This window comes from Conyzicola sp., from assembly GCF_046714715.1.
GTDB lineage: Bacteria > Actinomycetota > Actinomycetes > Actinomycetales > Microbacteriaceae > Conyzicola.
Genome location: NZ_JBKKAD010000178.1, coordinates 57738 through 74752 on the forward strand (window position 1 = coordinate 57738; position 17015 = coordinate 74752).

The 17015-nt window shown below is 69.3% G+C and carries 17 protein-coding genes; 10 read left to right on the forward strand and 7 right to left on the reverse strand.

The window, feature by feature from the left end:
- Positions 1-42: 42 nt before the first annotated feature.
- Positions 43-489, reverse strand: coding sequence for a MarR family winged helix-turn-helix transcriptional regulator (locus tag ACLQ6X_RS14460; RefSeq protein WP_411700856.1), 447 nt, complete (start codon positions 487-489; stop codon positions 43-45).
- A 65-nt stretch (positions 490-554) separates the two neighbouring features.
- On the opposite strand from ACLQ6X_RS14460, the gene ACLQ6X_RS14465 reads away from it, so the two are divergent.
- Positions 555-2219, forward strand: coding sequence for a cation:proton antiporter (locus tag ACLQ6X_RS14465; protein WP_411700857.1), 1665 nt, complete (start codon positions 555-557; stop codon positions 2217-2219).
- 55 nt (positions 2220-2274) lie between these two features.
- Here the strand turns inward: ACLQ6X_RS14465 and ACLQ6X_RS14470 are convergent, their stop codons facing one another.
- A complete protein-coding gene (locus ACLQ6X_RS14470) occupies positions 2275-5208 on the reverse strand; it encodes an AAA family ATPase (protein ID WP_411700858.1) in 2934 nt (977 codons plus the stop codon).
- Positions 5205-6368, reverse strand: a complete 1164-nt coding sequence (locus ACLQ6X_RS14475; protein ID WP_411700859.1) for an exonuclease SbcCD subunit D — start codon at positions 6366-6368, stop codon at positions 5205-5207. The genes ACLQ6X_RS14470 and ACLQ6X_RS14475 overlap by 4 nt, the downstream gene beginning before the upstream one ends.
- 81 nt (positions 6369-6449) lie before the next feature.
- Between ACLQ6X_RS14475 and ACLQ6X_RS14480 the strand changes: the two genes are divergently transcribed.
- Both ACLQ6X_RS14480 and ACLQ6X_RS14485 read left to right on the forward strand, forming a co-directional pair.
- Entirely contained in the window at positions 6450-7121 is a 672-nt protein-coding gene (locus ACLQ6X_RS14480; RefSeq protein ID WP_411700860.1) for a histidine phosphatase family protein, read from the forward strand.
- A gap of 48 nt (positions 7122-7169) precedes the next feature.
- Complete coding sequence (locus ACLQ6X_RS14485; protein WP_411700861.1) at positions 7170-7733, forward strand: dihydrofolate reductase family protein; 564 nt, start codon at positions 7170-7172, stop codon at positions 7731-7733.
- On the opposite strand, the gene ACLQ6X_RS14490 is transcribed toward ACLQ6X_RS14485, so the two are convergent.
- The gene (locus ACLQ6X_RS14490; protein ID WP_411700862.1) at positions 7730-8752 is read right to left on the reverse strand and encodes an LLM class flavin-dependent oxidoreductase; all 1023 of its coding nucleotides are present in this window, start codon (positions 8750-8752) and stop codon (positions 7730-7732) included. The genes ACLQ6X_RS14485 and ACLQ6X_RS14490 overlap by 4 nt on opposite strands.
- An 88-nt stretch (positions 8753-8840) precedes the next feature.
- On the opposite strand from ACLQ6X_RS14490, the gene ACLQ6X_RS14495 reads away from it, so the two are divergent.
- The 6 genes from ACLQ6X_RS14495 to ACLQ6X_RS14520 all read left to right on the forward strand — a co-directional run bounded on the left by ACLQ6X_RS14495 (position 8841) and on the right by ACLQ6X_RS14520 (position 13606).
- Entirely contained in the window at positions 8841-9125 is a 285-nt protein-coding gene (locus ACLQ6X_RS14495; protein WP_411700863.1) for a GNAT family N-acetyltransferase, read from the forward strand.
- A gap of 4 nt (positions 9126-9129) precedes the next feature.
- Positions 9130-9777: a phosphoribosyltransferase gene (locus ACLQ6X_RS14500; RefSeq protein WP_411700864.1), complete on the forward strand. Its 648-nt coding sequence runs from the start codon at positions 9130-9132 to the stop codon at positions 9775-9777.
- Between the two features lie 37 nt (positions 9778-9814).
- Positions 9815-10516 (forward strand): M50 family metallopeptidase, encoded by a 702-nt coding sequence (locus ACLQ6X_RS14505; RefSeq protein WP_411700865.1) that lies wholly within the window; start codon positions 9815-9817, stop codon positions 10514-10516.
- An 88-nt stretch (positions 10517-10604) separates the two neighbouring features.
- On the forward strand, positions 10605-11585 hold the full coding sequence (locus ACLQ6X_RS14510; RefSeq protein WP_411700866.1) for a DUF2510 domain-containing protein: 981 nt from the start codon (positions 10605-10607) through the stop codon (positions 11583-11585).
- Positions 11586-11688: 103 nt separating this feature from the next.
- Positions 11689-13140 (forward strand): phytoene desaturase family protein, encoded by a 1452-nt coding sequence (locus ACLQ6X_RS14515; RefSeq protein ID WP_411700867.1) that lies wholly within the window; start codon positions 11689-11691, stop codon positions 13138-13140.
- 16 nt (positions 13141-13156) lie between these two features.
- On the forward strand, positions 13157-13606 hold the full coding sequence (locus ACLQ6X_RS14520) for an SRPBCC family protein (RefSeq protein WP_411700868.1): 450 nt from the start codon (positions 13157-13159) through the stop codon (positions 13604-13606).
- Positions 13607-13643: 37 nt separating this feature from the next.
- On the opposite strand, the gene ACLQ6X_RS14525 is transcribed toward ACLQ6X_RS14520, so the two are convergent.
- Positions 13644-14642, reverse strand: coding sequence for an SDR family oxidoreductase (locus ACLQ6X_RS14525; protein WP_411700869.1), 999 nt, complete (start codon positions 14640-14642; stop codon positions 13644-13646).
- A 236-nt stretch (positions 14643-14878) separates the two neighbouring features.
- Between ACLQ6X_RS14525 and ACLQ6X_RS14530 the strand changes: the two genes are divergently transcribed.
- Complete coding sequence (locus tag ACLQ6X_RS14530) at positions 14879-15772, forward strand: hypothetical protein (RefSeq protein WP_411700870.1); 894 nt, start codon at positions 14879-14881, stop codon at positions 15770-15772.
- A gap of 12 nt (positions 15773-15784) precedes the next feature.
- On the opposite strand, the gene ACLQ6X_RS14535 is transcribed toward ACLQ6X_RS14530, so the two are convergent.
- Both ACLQ6X_RS14535 and ACLQ6X_RS14540 read right to left on the reverse strand, forming a co-directional pair.
- On the reverse strand, positions 15785-16351 hold the full coding sequence (locus tag ACLQ6X_RS14535; protein ID WP_411700871.1) for an SRPBCC family protein: 567 nt from the start codon (positions 16349-16351) through the stop codon (positions 15785-15787).
- A complete protein-coding gene (locus ACLQ6X_RS14540; protein WP_411700872.1) occupies positions 16348-16962 on the reverse strand; it encodes a TetR/AcrR family transcriptional regulator in 615 nt (204 codons plus the stop codon). The genes ACLQ6X_RS14535 and ACLQ6X_RS14540 overlap by 4 nt, the downstream gene beginning before the upstream one ends.
- Positions 16963-17015 lie beyond the last annotated feature (53 nt).

Below are 17015 nucleotides of genomic sequence, written 5' to 3' on the forward strand. Positions count from 1 at the left end.
TGTACACAATGCGCCCAATGCGCGGTAGAGGTCTTGCGCTCGCTAGGAGCGCGTCGGCTGTGGCAGCTGCGCGGTCACCTTCGTGAGGAGGGCGTGGAGAGCGGCGCGCTCGTTGGCGTCGAGCGGGGCGAGGATGGTGTCATCGGCAGCGGCTATGGCGGCGGCAAAACCGTCGATGAGCTCGACGCCCGTGGGGGTGGCGAACACGCGCTTGACGCGATCGTTGCCCGTGTCGGTGCGGCGTTCGACCAGGCCGCGCCGTTCGAGCCCCTGCAGGAGGCTCGAGACGCTCGCCGCGCTCGTGCGGGAGACCGCGGCGATGTCGCGCTGGATCGAGCCGGGGTTCTTCACCAGATAGCCGAGAACGAAGCTCTGCGCGTGGCTGAGCTCGCGCTCCCTGACCCACTCCTCCCCCGCCTTCATCTGCGCCCACGCGATCCAGCGCACGAGTTCGAGGCTGGTGGTGAGGGGTGGTGTGTGATCGTCCATGCTCGGAACGATAACCATTAGAGTTCTAACTGTCAATGTTCGAACTAATCCCCTAGGGTGAGCGCATGACCGAATTCCTCGTTGTGATCGTCGTCGCCCTCGTGGCCATCGCGGCGGCGACCGTCGTCGCCCCGCGCATCGGTATCGCGGCTCCCCTGGTGCTCGTGACGATCGGGGTGGCGGCCAGCTTCCTGCCCGTCTTCGCATCGGTCTACATCGAACCGGAGTGGATCCTCGCGGGGATCCTCCCTCCCCTGCTCTACTCCTCGGCCGTGTCGATGCCGGCCATGAACTTCCGTCGTGAGTTCGGCGCGATCAGCGGCCTATCCGTGCTGCTGGTCGTCGGCAGCGCGCTGCTGCTCGGTGTGTTCTTTATGGTGGCCATTCCCGGGCTCGGGTTCGCCTGGGGCGTCGCCCTCGGTGCGATCGTCAGCCCGACCGATGCCGTGGCGACATCGATCATCAAGCGCACGCCGGTGTCGAAGCGAGTGGTCGCGATACTCGACGGGGAGAGCCTGCTCAACGACGCGACGGCGCTCGTGCTGCTGCGCACCGCTATCGTGGCGGCCGCGGCATCCTTCTCCTTCTGGGGCGCGATCGGCACCTTCGCCTACTCGGTCGCGATCGCCGCGCTGATCGGAGGGCTCGTCGGATGGGTCAACCTGCAGGTGCGCAAGCGCGTGACCGACTCGACCGTGAACACCGTCATCTCGTTCACCGTGCCGTTTCTCGCGGCCGTGCCCGCCGAGCTTCTCGGCGCGTCGGGGCTCGTCGCGGCGGTCGTCGCGGGACTGGTCACCGGCATCCTGGCGCCACGCGATCTCTCACCGCAGAACAGGCTCTCCGACACCCAGAACTGGCGCACCGTCGAGCTCGTTCTCGAGGGAGCGGTATTCCTGACGATGGGTCTCCAGATCAAGTCGATCGTGACGAACGTGGAGAGCGATCACGCGGGCGTGGGGCCGGCGGTGATCATCGCCGTCGGAGCGCTCGTGCTGACGATCCTCGTGCGGGCCGCCTACATCGGGCCGCTGCTCGCCGTGCTGAAGAGCCGGTCGCGGCACGCGGAGAAGCTGCAGGGCCGGTTGCAGAACATGCAACAGAGATTCGCGGCGCCGTACGGAGCCCAGGAGGCCTTCGGCGAAGTGAGCCGGCGGCAACCGAGCGAACGCGACCTGCAACGCTTCGCCGTGCGCGTGACGCGCGGCCTCGCCGACATCGAGTACTTCCGTCGCCAGCCGCTCGGGTGGCGCGAAGGCACCGTGGTCGTGTGGGCAGGCATGCGCGGCGCGGTCACGGTCGCCGCGGCGCAGTCGCTGCCCGAAGACACGCCGCAGCGTTCGGTGCTCGTGCTTATCGCCTTCACCGTCGCGGCACTGTCGCTGCTGATCCAGGGCGGCACCGTCGGCCCGCTCGTGCGACGGCTGACGCCGACGACGGACGCCGCGACGGTCGCCGAACAGGAACGCGCCGAGCGAACCCGCATCATCGAGATCATGAAGTCGAGCGTTGACTCGGTCGGCGAGCTGCGGCGTCCCGAGGGAGACCCCACGCCACAGGATCTGCGCGAGTCGCAGGCGCATCTGCTGGCGGTGCTCGAAGCGCAACGGGCGGCGCTTCTCGACGCTCGCGACAACGGAACCTTCGATGCCGACGTGCTCGCGAATGCCCTCGCCAACCTCGACGCCTCCCAGATCGCGATCGAGCTGCGGGGCAAGCCACAGCCGTAGGAGCGCGGCGGCACGACAGCGGTACTGCCAGCCGTGCTGTCACTACCGCTGCCCTCTACCCGGCCTCGTAGCTCTCGGCGATCGAGCTGTCGCCGGTCGCCGAGACCGTGATGCGCAGCTTCGCCGGGATCTGCTCTTTCATCGCCTCGACGTGACTGATCAGCCCGATTGTGCGCCCGCCCTCACGCAGGCCGTCGAGGGTCGACATGGCGATCTCGAGGGTGTCGCCGTCGAGCGATCCGAACCCCTCGTCGATGAACAGCGTGTCGAGGGTGATCGCGCCGGTCTGGTTGGTGACGACCTCGGCAAGGCCGAGCGCCAAGGCGAGTGAGGCGAGGAACGTTTCACCGCCGGAGAGCGAGTGCGTCGCCCTCGTGCGCCCGGTGTGCTCGTCGCGGATGGCGAGACCCAGCCCCGATTTCGTGTTGCGGTACTGCAGCGCGTCGTCGTGCTCGAGCGTGTACCGGCCGGCGCTCATGGTACGCAGGCGTGAGTTCGCGGCCGTGACGATCTGTTCGAGTTGTGCCGCGAGCACGTAGGTCTCGAGTCGCATCCGGCGCGTGTTCGGTTCTTCGCCGCGCACCGCGCTCGCCAGCTGCCGCAGCTGGTCGAATTCGAGGCGGCGTTGAGCGGTGGCGTCGCGTTGTTCGTTCACCGCGGCGACGAGCTGTTCGAACTGCGTCACGCGCCGGCTCAGCGCCGCGGTCGTGTCGCGTGCGCGGTCGCGGGCCTCGAAGGCGGCCTCCTTCGCCTCACGGGCCGGGTCGACGGAGATCGGTTCGGCGGGGGCCGCGGCGATGCCCGGCTCGTCGAGTGTGGCCTGGGCCGTGGCCCGGGTCTCGTCGTGCGTGCGGATGCGCGACTCGAGCCGCGCCACCTCGGCCGGTTCGCGTCGGGCCTCGCGAGCTGCGTCGACGCCGTCGAACGACTGCTCGGCCAGGTGCGCGGCGAGAGTTTCGTTCGCGCTGTCGAGCGCCTGGGCTCTGTTCGTCGCCTCGGATTCTGCCGTGATTACGGCGCGTGTGGCCGCCAGGCGGGTCTCGAGGTCGGTGACACGCTGTGACACGGACGGCGCGTCGCCCCGGTGCTTCGCCGTGCGCGCGAGGATGGCGTCGCGTCGGCTGGTGGTTTCGGTGAGCGACGTCGCGACCGCGCGCTGGGTCTCGCGCAGGTCGTCGATCTGGGAGTCGAGCGCATCGATCTGCGCCCGCACTCGCGTGCGATCTTCGTCGACAGCGGCGACCTCGTCTTCCGCGGACCGAGCGAGCCGCAGAGTCCCGGATGCCGCGGCGAGTGCCTCTTCGAGCTCGTCGGTGTTTCGGCCGTCTGCCCGTGCCCGCGCGTCGGTGAGGCGCGACGCCGTCTCGGTCGCCGTCGCGTGCGCGGCGTCCATGCGGGTGCGAGCGGTCTGCAGCCGTTCGCGGGCCGCCTCGATATCGTCGGCCGTGACCGGTGCGTCGTTGTGCTCGGCGGGCCGCGGGTGGCTCGTCGAGCCGCACACCGCGCAGGGCTCGCCCGCGACGAGTGTCTCGGCGAGCTCGCCGGCGAACCCGCCCAGGCGACGCTCGAGCAGTTCGTCGAGCTCGACGGCAGCTCGTGTGTGGGCGGAGCTCGCCTCGCGCTCGGCGAGCCGGTGCAGCTCGAGCAGCGGCTCGAGGTCTGCCGCCTGCTGCGCGAACGCTAGAGCGGTCGTCGTTCGGGTGACCGCGTCTGCGGCGTCGGCCGCTCGTGCCGCACGGGTGGCGGCCCGCGTCGCCCGCTGACCGAGCTCGTCGAGGTGCACGGGCAGTGCGGCCGAGCGTTCGACCGCCTCGGCCAGCGCGGCGCCGACGGCGTCGCTGGCGGCCGCGAACTCGGCGATCGTGCCGTCGAGCGCCGGGAGGGTCTTCTCTTCGGCGAGCACGTCGGCGAGCGTGCCGAGCGTCGCGGCGAGCCGATCGACGGCCGCGTCGAGCGGGGTGCCGTCGTCGTGGGGAGCGTAGTCGGCGCGGGCCTGCGCGCTGCGGCTGAGAGCTCGTTCGAGCGCGGCCAGGGCCCTCTCGCGGGCGTCGATGAGGGGTGCCACCGGTGCGGCGCGGCGGGCCGCGTCGAGCGCGAGCCGGTCGGCGGCGACCTGCGAAGCACCATCGTCGAGGGCGGCGATCGTCGACGACGCCGCGCTGCGCCGCTGCTGCAGGGCGGCGAGGTCGAGCAGAGCGCGATGTTCGAGGTCGGCGACCGCGAACTGCGAATCGGCGGTGTCGGATTCGAGCGTCGCCGCCACGAGGCGAACGGCCAGGTCGGCGAGGGCGCCGGCGAACCACTCGGCGTCGGGGGCGACCGGGGCCTCGTCGAGGTCGAGCAGCCGCACCGCCTGCTCGACCTGCTGGTCGAGGGCGCCGTCGGCCGCGGCGAGCTCGGCCTGAACGGCCTTGCGCCGTTCGTCGAGCGCCAGTTCGATTCTCTCGAACCGTTGGGAACCGAAGAGGGTGCGCAATACCGACTGGCGGTCGTCGTTCTTGGCGAGCAGAAACTGTTGGAACCGGTTCTGCGCGAGCAGCACGACCTGCAGGAACTGGTCTTTCGTCAGCGCGACGATCTCGGCCAGCTCGTGGGCGACGTCGACGGGTTTGGCCGCAATGACCTCGCCGGCCCGGCTGAGGGAGGCGTCGTGGGCCTGCTTGGTGGTGCCCGAGCCGTTCTTCTTGGGCCGCAGGTATTCGGGTACCCGCCTCACCGTGTAGTCGACCCCGCCGACGGTGAACTCCAGTTCGACGAAGCTCGGGTCGTCGGGCTCGCAGTGGTCACTGCGTAGCTGCGCCTGCGTGCCTTCGAACCGGGGAATGCTGCCGTACAACGCGAAGCAGATGGCGTCGAGGATGCTCGACTTTCCGGCCCCGGTCTTGCCCGTGATGAGAAAGAGCCCGGCGTCGTCGAAGTGGGTGAAGTCGACCCGCTGCTCGTGACGGTAGGGGCCGAAACCAGCGAGGGTGAGGGCGCGGATCTTCATACCGACGTCTCCCTCGCGGCCTGCTCGGCGATCACGTCGTTGATGAGCGCCTTCTCGAAGTCGGTGGGGCCGACGCCGTTGCGCACGAGTTCGAGGAAACCGGCGACGATCTGGTCGTCGGTCTTCTTCTCGACGCGTTCGCGGTAGGTCGCCGAGCCGGCCTGCGCGACGACAGACGGACGGTACTCGAGCATCGCCGCGAACGGGAACCTGTCTTGCAGCCGCCTCATGGCGTCCATCGGCCGCACCAGGTCGGTGAGGACGGCGGCGACCCAGTCGCTCTCGAGGTCGCCGTAACGCTCGGCCGAGACGAGCTCGTCGAGGTCGCCGGTGAGTATTGTGAGGCGGCGGGGAACGGGCAGGTCGAGCCACTCGACGGTGTCCACTCCCCCGGCGTCGAGCTCGACGATCCAGCCGCCGCGCGGCTTGTCTGCCTCGCCGAACGAGTAGTGCAGGGGCGCGCCCGAGTAGCGGACCCGTTCGCTCAGCACGGCTCGGCCGTGGATGTGGCCGAGCGCCACGTAGTCGGGGCCGTCGAACACGGCCGCGGGCACGAGGTTGAGTCCGCCCGAGGTGATGTCGCGCTCGACGTCGGTCGCCTCGGTCGACGCTGCGACGCCCGAGGCGAAGCAGTGGGACAGCACTACCGACCGGACCTCTCGAGCCGCGACATCCGACCGCACCTGATCCATCACGAAACCGAGCACCTGCTCGTGCGTGCGCAGGTCTTGTTCCGGGTGTCGGGTTCTATACATCGACGGCTCGAGATACGGGATGCCGTAGAACGCCACCGGCCCGTACTCGTCGTCGATGAGCACCGGTTCGAGGTGCTGGTCGGGGCGCGTGATGATGTGGATTCCGGAGAGGGTCGCCCACTCGCTCTGGAACCCGAGGCGTGTCGCCGAGTCGTGGTTGCCGCTCGTCATGACCACCTGCGCCCCCGCGCCGCGTAGGTCGCGAAGCGCGCCGGAGAGCACGGCGAATGCGTCTGCCGAGGGCATCGACGAGTCGAAGATGTCGCCCGCGACGACCACGACGTCGATGCCGCGTTCGCGCACCTCGGCGACCATGGCGGCGAACACCACACGCAGGTGCTCGAGCGTCGAGTGCCCGTGGAACGTGCGCCCGATGTGCCAGTCGGAGGTGTGCAGGATCTTCATGCTCGCAGGCTACCCGCGACCCCCGACGGCGGCCCTGAGCACACGCCCCGGTGTCGGTAAGCCGCCTAGGCTGGAAGCATCATGCGCCTCATTCTCATCCGCCACGGCCAGACGCCCGCCAACGTTCTCGGACAACTCGACACCGCCCACCCCGGACCCGGCCTCACCGAGCGTGGACTCGAGCAGGCTGCCAAGATTCCGGATGCGCTGCGCGCCGAGCCGATCGACGCGATCTTTGCGTCCACCCTGGTGCGCACCCAGCTGACCGCCGCCCCGCTCGCGGCCGACCGCGGCCTCGCCGTCACGATCCTCGGCGGCATCCACGAGATCGAGGCGGGCGACCTCGAGGGCAAGAGCGACCGTGACTCCGTGCGCGCCTACCTCGAGACCGTATTCGCCTGGGGCGTCGGCGACCTCGACGTGGCTATGCCCGGCGGACCGGACGGCCACAACTTCTTCGGCCGCTTCAACGCCGACCTGGCCGAGATCGTGGAGTCGGGCCTCGACACGGCCGTCGTCGTGAGCCACGGCGCGGCGATCCGGGTCTGGGTGGCGGGCAATGCGAGCAACATCACCCCGCAGTTCGTGGGCGAACACGAACTCATGAACACCGGCATCGTGATTCTGGAGGGCTCGTTCGACGAGGGCTGGACGCTCCTCGAGTGGGAGAGCACCCCGGTCGGCGGTGCGCTGCTGTCCGACGAAGCCGCGGCCGACCCCACCGGCGAGACGTTGGAAGAGGCTCGCGAGTAGCTGCCCGACGGTCGTAGCATCGAGCCACCATACAAAGGAGGCCCTCTGATGCGTCGCGTCACCTACACGATGGGCGTCTCGCTCGACGGCTACGTCGTCGGACCGGACGGGAGCCTCGACTGGGGCACGTTCGACGACGAAGTCGCCCGCGTCGTCATCGACGAGATACGCGAGGTCGGCGTGCACCTGATGGGCCGTCGGCTGTACGAGTCGATGCTCGTCTGGGAGACGGCCGACCAGGACCCGACGCTCGACGACGCGATGCGCGAGTGGTCGGGCATCTGGAAGCCGCTGCCGAAGGTGGTCTTCTCCTCCACCCTGACGAGCGTCGAGGGTAACGCTCGTCTCGCGACGGGCAGTCTCGCCGACGAGATAGCCCGGCTCAAGGCCGAGCCGGGCGAGGGCGCGATCGCGATCGGCGGCGCGACCCTCGCCGCCGAGGCGGCCGAACTCGGCCTCATCGACGAGTACACCCTGCGAGTGAGTCCGGTGTTGGTCGGCGGCGGCATCCCCTACTTCGCCCACGACAAGCGCCGGGCAGACCTCGAACTCGTCGAGAACCGCAGCTTTCAATCCGGGCTCGTCTACCTGCGCTACCGGGTCGTGCGTTAGCGCCAGCCGGCCGCGGGCGCCACGTACTTGACGATGCTCTCGAGCAGCGCGGCGTTGTAGTCGACTCCGAGTTGATTCGGCACGGTGATCAGCACCGTGTCGGCGGCCTTCACCGCGACATCCTGAGCCAGCTCGGCGGCAATCACGTCAGGTTCTCCGATGTAGCTGCGACCGAAGCGGGCGAGCCCGCCGTCGAGGTGCCCGACCTGGTCTTTGCCCTCGACCTGGCCGCGCAGGCCGAAGTAGGCCCTGTCGGCGTCGGAGACGAGCGGGATGATGCTGCGGCTGACCGAGACCCGCGGCGTGAAGTCGTGGCCGTGCTCCTTCCACTCGTCGCGGAAGATCTGGATCTGCTCCGCCTGCAGCTCGTCGAACGGCACGCCGGTGTCTTCGGTGAGCAGCGTGGAGCTCATCAGGTTCATGCCCTGCTCGGCAGTCCACTTGGCGGTCGCGCGCGTGCCGGAACCCCACCAGATGCGCTCGCTCAGCCCCGGGAACTGCGGCTCGATCGCGAGAGCGCCACCCATGCCGCGGGTCATCTGCGGGTTGGCCTGCGCGACCCCGGCGCCATCGATCGCGGCCCGGAAGATCGCGGTGTGCCTGCGGGCCTGGTCGGCATCCGTCTCGCCCTCGGCCGGTGCGTAGCCGAACGACTCGTACCCGCGCAGGGCCGTCTCGGGCGAGCCGCGGCTGAGCCCGAGCTGCAGGCGGCGGTTGCTGATCAGGTCGGTGATGGCGGCCTCTTCGGCCATGTAGAGCGGGTTCTCGTAGCGCATGTCGATGACGCCGGTGCCGAGCTCGATCGTCGAGGTACGCGCGGCCATGGCGGCGAGCAGCGGGTAGGGCGACGCCAACTGCGGGGCGAAGTGGTGCACGCGCACGTAGGCGCCGTCCACGCCGACCTCTTCGGCCGCTACCGCTAGCTCGACGGTCTGCAGCAGCGAGTCCTGAGCGGTGTGCACGAGCGATCCGGGCACGTCTTGGTAGTGGCCGAAAGAGAGGAATCCGATGCGCTTCATGCTGGATGCAGCGTTCCGAGCGTCACGCGTATTCCCGGTGTGTGTGCATGGTCGAGCTGTCGCGGGCGGATAGTCCTAGGCTCGAACCGTGACGAGAACCTTCGCGAACGAGACCGACGCCAACCGCTACGCGCTGCGCGACGGCGACGAACTGCTCGCCGTTCTCGATTACTCGAGCAACGGGCACGCGATCTCGCTGACCCGCGCGTTCACCTCGCCCGCCCATCGCGGCCGGGGCCTCGCCGCCGAGGTCGTGGAATACGCCGTGAACGACATTGAGAAGACCAGCACCCTGCGGATCGTGCCCATGTGCTGGTACGTGGGCGAGTGGTTCGACACGCACCCCGAACGCTCGGCACTGCTTACGAGGTAGCCGCATGGTCGCCATCTTCGAGAATCGGGTAGACGCCGGACGGCGGCTCGGGGAGGCGGTGCGCGCTTTGCTCGGAGAGGTGGACGCGGCCGACGGTGCGGTCGTTTTAGGCCTGCCGCGCGGCGGCGTTCCCGTGGCCAGACAGGTGGCCGATGTTGTCGGGGCGCCGCTCGACGTGCTGGCCGTACGGAAACTGGGTGGGCCGCGACATCCGGAATTCGCGATCGGGGCCATCGGCGAGGGCGGCGTGCGACTGGTCGACGACGACGCAGTTCGACACATGCGCCTCGGCGGCGGCGAGCTCGAGCGGGTCGAAGCGGCCGCGCGGATCGAGCTCGCCCGACTCCTGGCCCGCTATCGCGGCGGCCGGCCGGCGCTCGACCTCGCGGGGCGGCGGGCAATCATCGTCGACGATGGCGTCGCGACCGGCGCGTCGGCGACCGTGGCCTGCCGGGCCGCCCGACTGCTCGGCGCCGGCGAGGTCGTGCTGGCGGTGCCGATCGCCCCGTACGGCTGGGAGCAGAAGCTCGCCGGCGAGGCGGACGCGTTCGTCGCGCTCGCGACCCCTCGCGATTTCTGGGCCGTCGGCCGCTGGTACGTCGACTTCGACCAGACGACCGCCGACGAGGTGATCTCGGCGCTCGACCGATAGCACCGGGGTCGTCTGCAACACTGGGGTCATCGATACTTTGACCTTCTCCAGCCTGTTCGAACGCTCCGCTCCCCTCGACGTCTCCGCCCCCGTGCTCATCGGCGTCGTCGCAATCGCCGCACTCCTCAGCGTGCCCCGCCTCACCTGGCAGTGGTTCGGCCTCTTCGCCACCCTCGTGCACGAACTCGGTCACGCCATCGCCGCGATTCTCAGCGGGCGGGTCGTGCACGGCATCCGGATCAGGCGAAACCACTCCGGCGACGCCATGAGCTCGGGACGGCCCGGCTTCGGCGCGGTGCTCAGCGGCGTCTTCGGCTACCCGGCGCCCGCGATCGTCGGAGCCGCGCTGTTGTGGAGCGTTTTCAACGGGTATACCGCGATCGCGTTGTTCGTTGGCGGTGTCATCCTGATTCTCACCCTGCTCGTGATCCGCAACCTGTTCGGCGTGCTCGTGGTGCTCGCCTCCGCGGGCGTCGCCGCTCTGCTCTGGTTCTACGCGTCCGCCGAGGTGCGCGGATACGCGCTTCTCGTACTCGGCGTCGCCCTGCTCGTCGGGGCCGTGCGTGGACTCGTGACCGTGATCGGCGTGCACACCTCGCGGCGCGCGCAGTTGCAGACCTCCGACGCCTACCTGCTCTACAAGAGCACCGGCGTGCCCTCCCCCGTGTGGCTGCTGCTCTTCGCGCTGCTCATCGGCGCGAGTCTCGCCGTCGCGGTGGGGAGCTACCTCGCGAGATAGCCTCGCGTGTGCCCCGGTTGAGGGCTACACGATGCGAGTGCTCCACGCTACGTTCGACGAACGTAACTAATTGGAGTAATGATCAATGGTGAGCACGACCGGGATCGACACGGGAACCGCGGTGCCCGCCGGTTGGTACCCCGATCCGCAGGGACCGCCGCTGCAGCGCTGGTGGGACGGCACGTCGTGGACCCCGCACACGAACGATCCGCGGCCGGCTATGGCTGTGCCTCTGCCCGCGCCGGCGCCGGCGCCCGCACCCGCACCCGCACCCGCGCGTGTGCCTGTGCCGATGCCGTTCGACGACATCGCGCCCGCCTACGTTCCGATGCAGGGGTTCGAAGCCACCCGGAGCGTGTCGCATTCCACCTCCGAACCACCATTCGGAGTACTGCGCGCGAGCCCGCTCAACGCCTGGATCTGGCTGCTGGCTGCGATGCCCGCCATTCAGGGCGTCGTGGGCATCATCGTTCTCGTCGCGCTCAAGGACCTGCCCGGGGGCGTGGTGCGGTACGCGGTGCTCATCGGCCCGATCGTGGCCCACATCTTCCTCGCCCGCCGAGACGGAGCCGCTCTGCGCGAGAGCGGTTACGTGTCGACAGCGTGGGGCTGGATTCTGCTCCCCCTCGTCTACTTCATCCTCCGCACGGTGCGCGTGGGGCGCGAAGCGATCTGGCCGCTGCTGGCCTGGGTCGTACTGCAGGTGCTGCTGCTCGTCGTGGCCGCTGCGGTGCTCGTGCCTGTATTGCTTTCGGTGCAGGACCGGCTGCGTTCCGAGAACGGCCCGGTTGCGACCGGAGATTCCGAAGCGCAAACCGCCGCCCCGCTCACCACCGAACAGCGCGACTACCAACTCACCCAGGTCGGCATGAGCGAGAGGCTTCTCGCCGACCTGCAGGGCGGCGGCATGGACGTCACGTCCGTCGACTGCGAGCCCGCTTCGTCGCTCGCGGACGGCACCGAGGTGGCATGCATGACCGATTTCGAGGGCACCCCGACAGTGCTCGTTGTGACGATCCAGACTGCCGACCCCTTCGTGCCGTTCTACCTCACGGGGGTACGCCCGTAGTGGCGTCGGCGCTAATGGCGATGCACCCTTAGTGCGGTCGCCGTGAGGTGTCCAGCCCCGCCGCCGGGGCGAGGATCCAGCGCTCCAGCGGTAGCGTGAAGACATGACCGATTACGACGCCATCATCGTGGGCTCCGGCCCGAACGGGCTGTCCGCCGCGGTCACCCTCGCCCGCGCCGGGCTGAAAGTGATCGTCTACGAGCGCAACCCGACGATCGGCGGGGGCGCACGAACCGCCGAACTCACCCTGCCGGGCTTCCTGCACGACGTGTGCTCGGCGGTGCACCCGATGGCGCTCGCCTCGGGGTTCTTCCGCCGGTTCGGGCTCGATCAGCGCATCGACCTACGCGTACCCGAGGTGTCGTACGGGCACCCCCTCGACGGCGGCCGCGCGGGTATTGCGTGGCGTGACCTCGAGCGCACCGCAGACGGGCTCGGCGTCGACGGGCCGGCGTGGAAAAGCCTGATGGGACCGCTCGTGGCCAACGCCGACCGGGTGGCGCAGTTCACCGGCTCCCAGTTGCTGCAGCTTCCGCGACATCCGATCACCGCGGCTCTCTTCGGCCTGCGCTCCCTCGAACAGGGCTCGCCCGCCTGGAACCTGCGCTTTCGCGAGAACGTCGCCCCGGCGATGCTGAGCGGCGTGGGTGCGCACTCGATCCGGCCGATGCCGAGCCTGTCGACCGCGGGTGCCGCCCTCTCGCTCGGCACCTACGCGCACGCCCACGGCTGGCCGATCCCCATCGGCGGCAGCCAGTCGATCGTGAACGCGCTCGCCGACGACCTGCGCGCCCACGGCGGCGAGATCGTCACCGACACCGAGATCTTCTCGCTCGACGAGCTGCCGTCGTCGAAGGCGGTGCTGCTCGACGTGAGCGCGAAAGCCATGCTGCGGCTCGCGACCCTCCCCGACGCGTACCGCCGCCGGGTCGAACGGTTCCGCTACGGCGGCGCCGTCGCCAAGGTCGACTTCGCGCTCTCCGGCCCCGTTCCGTGGACGAATCTCGATCTGCGCAGGGCCGGCACCCTGCACGTGGGCGGGTCCCGCGCCGAGATCGCAGCGGCCGAGGCGGATGTCGCGGCCGGACGTCACAGCGAAAAGCCCTTCGTTCTCGTCGCCCAGCCCTCGATCGCCGACTCCACGCGCGCGCCGGACGGCGGTCACGTGCTGTGGGCCTACACCCACGTGCCGCACGACTCGACGCTCGACCAGACCGAGGCGATCACCCGGCAGATCGAGCGTTTCGCGCCCGGTTTCCGTGACCTCGTGCTCGCCCGCTCGAGCATGACCGCGCGCGACATGGAGAACTACAACCCCAACTACGTGGGCGGCGATATCGCCTCGGGTGGCGCGAGCTTTGCACAGCTGCTCGCCCGCCCCGTGCTCTCGCCCGAGCCGTGGCGCACCCCCGCGCCCGGCGTCTACCTCTGCTCGTCGTCGACGCCTCCCGGCCCCGGCGTGCACGGGCTGCCCGGCTACTACGCGGCGCGCAGCGCCCTGCGCCACGAATTCGGCGTCACCGCCGCCCCGAACCTCGCCCCGTCCCTCCCCTAACTCCCCCAAGGATCACATGTCAGTCAACGTCCGCACCATGAACTGCTCCCCCGAGGCGGTCTTCGCCGTTCTCGCCGACGGGTGGATCTTTCCGACCTGGGTGGTCGGGGCATCCAGGATGCGAGACGTGGATGACGCGTGGCCGGCCGTGGGCTCGAAGCTGCAGCACTCGTTCGGGGTGTGGCCGGCGCTGATCAACGACGAGACGACGGTGCTCGAATGGGATCCGCCGCGCCGCATGGTGATCCAACCGAAGGGGTGGCCGCTCGGCGAGGCGCGCGTGACGCTCGATGTGAAGCCGCGCGGGCACGGCTGCGTCGTGCGCATCACCGAGGATGCGGTGAAGGGTCCGGGCGCGCTCATTCCATCGTTGCTGCTCGACCCGCCGCTCTACGTGCGTAACATCGAGACGCTGCGGCGGCTGGCCTACATCGCCGAGGGCAAGAGCTCGAACGGCGACGCGTAGCGCCGGCCGAGTTCTCCCTCCGCTACTTCTTCTTCGTCTACTTCTTCTTCGTCGCGACCGCGGCGATCGCTGCGGCCAACGCGCCTGCCGTCGCCGCGGCGAGGCCCCAGCTGAGGCCGCGGTTGCGGATCGCCCACACCTGCGGCGAGCCGTTGTGGGCCTGGTCGCTGAAGATGCCGGTGGCGCCCTGGTCTCCGGGAACAGGCTCGTACAGGTTGCTCGGCAGCATCGCCTCGGTCTTCTCGGGGGCCTGCTGGCCGTCGTAGCCGCTCTTCGCGAGGTACCAGTCCATGAATCCGGCGGCGAAGCGGTTGCCGAGCACCGTGCCGACCGTCGGCTCGCCCACCCAGGTGCGGCGGCGGGGCTTCTCGGCGACGGCGACGATGGCGCGTGCGCCGACCTCGGGCTCGAAGATGGGAGAGACGGGCATCGGATGATGCGGCAGCTGTGACTTCACCCAGTTGAACTGGATGGTGTTGAGCGCGGGCATGTCGACCGTGGAGATCTTCACCGCGCTGCCGTTGTGGATCAGCTCGGTGGTCACCGACTCGGTGAAACCCTGCACGGCATGCTTGGAGGCGCAGTAGGCGGCCTGCAGCGGGATCCCGCGGTGGGCTAGGGCGGAGCCGACCTGGATCACGTGGCCGTGGTTGCGCGGCACCATGCGGCTGAGGGCGGCACGCGTGCCGTTGACGAAGCCGAAGTAGTTGACCTGGGTGGCGCGCTCGAAGTCGGCGGGGTCGGTCGAGAGGAACTCGCCGAACACGCCCACCATGGCGCCGTTCACCCAGAGGTCGATTCGGCCGAGTTCGGCCTCCGTGCGGTCGGCCGCGCGTTCTACGGCTTCTCGGTCCGCGACATCCGTCGAAATGCCGATGGCACGCTGGCCGAGAGCTTCCACGTCGCCGACGGCGCCCGCGAGGCCGTCCTCGCCACGCGCGAGCACGGCCACATCCCAGCCGGCGGCGGCGAGCTGGCGTACTACTGCCCGACCGAGTCCCGCGGACCCTCCGGTGACAACGGCAACTCTGGTCATGGCAACTCCTCCGTAGGGCGAGCTTCCACCATACGAAGCGGCGGGAATTTCACCGCTTCCGAACCGAGGGCCTTGACAGTGACTGACGACTCGGTAGGGCGGCCCGTCATGCTGATCGAGACCGGCGCCGGCTCAGAGATCGACCCTCCCCTCCACAGTCGGTCCTGCTGCGCCAGGTGCCACCGTTCGCCAACCGCGCCCGCCGTCGTGAACGGCGCGGGCCTACCGTTCCAGTCATGATCATCGAATCCGGAATCGACGTACTCCAGGTGCTCTGCGGCAGCGTGAGCAACGACAACCCCCGCGGGCTATGGATCATCGCGACCGACGCGGATCTGCGCTTGCTGTACGTCGAACCGGTGGCTCTCCTGACGGCCGGCGGGGTGGAAGACCACGTCGACGACGTCGCGGGCTTCCTCGAGGGGGCGCGCGACGTCGCCTACTACGTGCTCGCGTGGACCAGCGAGACGGAGGTCGACCCGCAGGCCGACTGGCTGTTAGACCTCGACCGGCGGCTGCGGGAGGATCCCGACCTCGCGGTGGCACGCCTCCTCGGCATCATCGTCTTCGACGGTTCGAGGCTCTACTCGAGTCTTCCGCGCTGCGACTTCAGCATCGAGCGCGGTTTCCAAGACCTGCCGCGGGCAATGGCGTTGGCCGGGCCACACGGTCTGGATTGTTCCTGCCCGCCGTGCGCCGCCGAGCGACGGGCGTTCGACGACTCGATGGACGACTACCGGTTCAGCGGTGATTCCTACGACGACGAGTATTACGACGGTTCGTACGGTGACGAGCCGTACGTGCCGTCACCCGCCTACAGCGGTTCAGCACGAGGTCGGTCTCGACGCGGCCGGTCTCGACGTCGCCCGCGACTATACGACCCCGACTACGAGCCCCCGATGGCGCTCGACGGCGCCCAGTTCGACCAGGACAGCAACCGCTGGTATCCGCCACCCGACCGGGCAGGCAAGCGCTGGACACACGACGAGGAGCAGACCATCGCGGTATCTCACGAGCAGGGTCTCAGCTGCTTCGACATCTCCCTGCTCGTGCAGCGACAGCCCGGGGCCATCGCGAGAAGGTTGAACAAACTGGGCCTGTCGTCGTCGACGCTGTCGAAGGCGTTCTAGCCGGCGTGCCCACTATCCGCGCGTCGCGCCCTCATTCTCGCCCTCGACGCGGTCGCCCTCGACGCGGTCGCGCAGTGCCGCGTTCATCGCGTGGAACGACGGCGCGGTCTCGCTGCGCAGCGTCTCGGTGAAGAAGAGCACGGCGACGCCGCGAAACTGCTCGCTCTGCGTGAACCGCGTGCCGCCGCCGGGTAGGGCCTCGAGCGTGAAACTGTGTTCGCCGTCGAAGATGCCGACAACGCCGACGTGGCCCTCCCACCGCAGGAGCCTGTTCTCATCCACTTCGAGAACCGTGGGCGTGAACTCGGTGCCGTCGTTCTCGAACGCCAGTCGCTCGTCTTCCTCTACCTCGCCGCGCATGCCGGTGAGGGTCGGGTTCCACTCGGAATAGGCATCGAAGTCGGTGAGCGTCGTCCAGACGTGTTGCGGGGTCGCGTCGATGTCGACGCTGGTCTCGATGGAATACGGATGCGCCCGCTGCCACAGCGCGAGGATCACCACGAGCGCGAGGATCGTCACCGCGCCGATGCCCGAACGCCGCCAGTCGAACCGCCGCTCACCGCCCGGCAGCGCGGTCATCGCGCACCCGCCAGCACGCTCTGCACGAGCGCGTGCGCGTACCGGTCGTCGAGGGGCGCGCCCGTGATCAGAACGCGGTAGTAGACAGCCCCGGCGAGTTCGTCCATCGCCAGTTCGACGTCGAGGTCATGCCTCAGTCCGCCGCTCGCGATGCCGCGCTCGAGCACCGCCGCGATGGCGGCGCGACGCTCCGCCCACAACCGGTCCACGGACGACCCCAGTTCGTCGTCGGTCATGCGCGCGGCGGCGAGCTCCGCGACCAGCCTCCGCATCGGGGCCGGATCGAGCGCGCGACACATGCCGCCGACGATCGCCGTGAGGGCGGTCGCGATGTGCGCCAGGTCGCCTGCCGCGTCGACTATCGTGCCATCTGCCTGGCCACCGACCATGCCACCGGGCCCGGCAACACCCACCTCGTCCTGCCAGCCAGCGATGACACTCACAACAAGGTGGTTCTTCGTGGGCCAGCGGCGGTACACCGTCGTCTTCGCTACGCCCACGACGCGGGCGAGCTCGTCGATGACGAGCCCGTCATAGCCGCTGCGCAGCAGGGTTTCCGCGGCGGCCGCGAGGATCAGCGCGTCGGACTCGGTGTTGCGCGGTCGCGCCATGCTGCCCCCTCGAGATAAGAATACCGAGGTAGCGTAACATGCTCGGGTCGTGA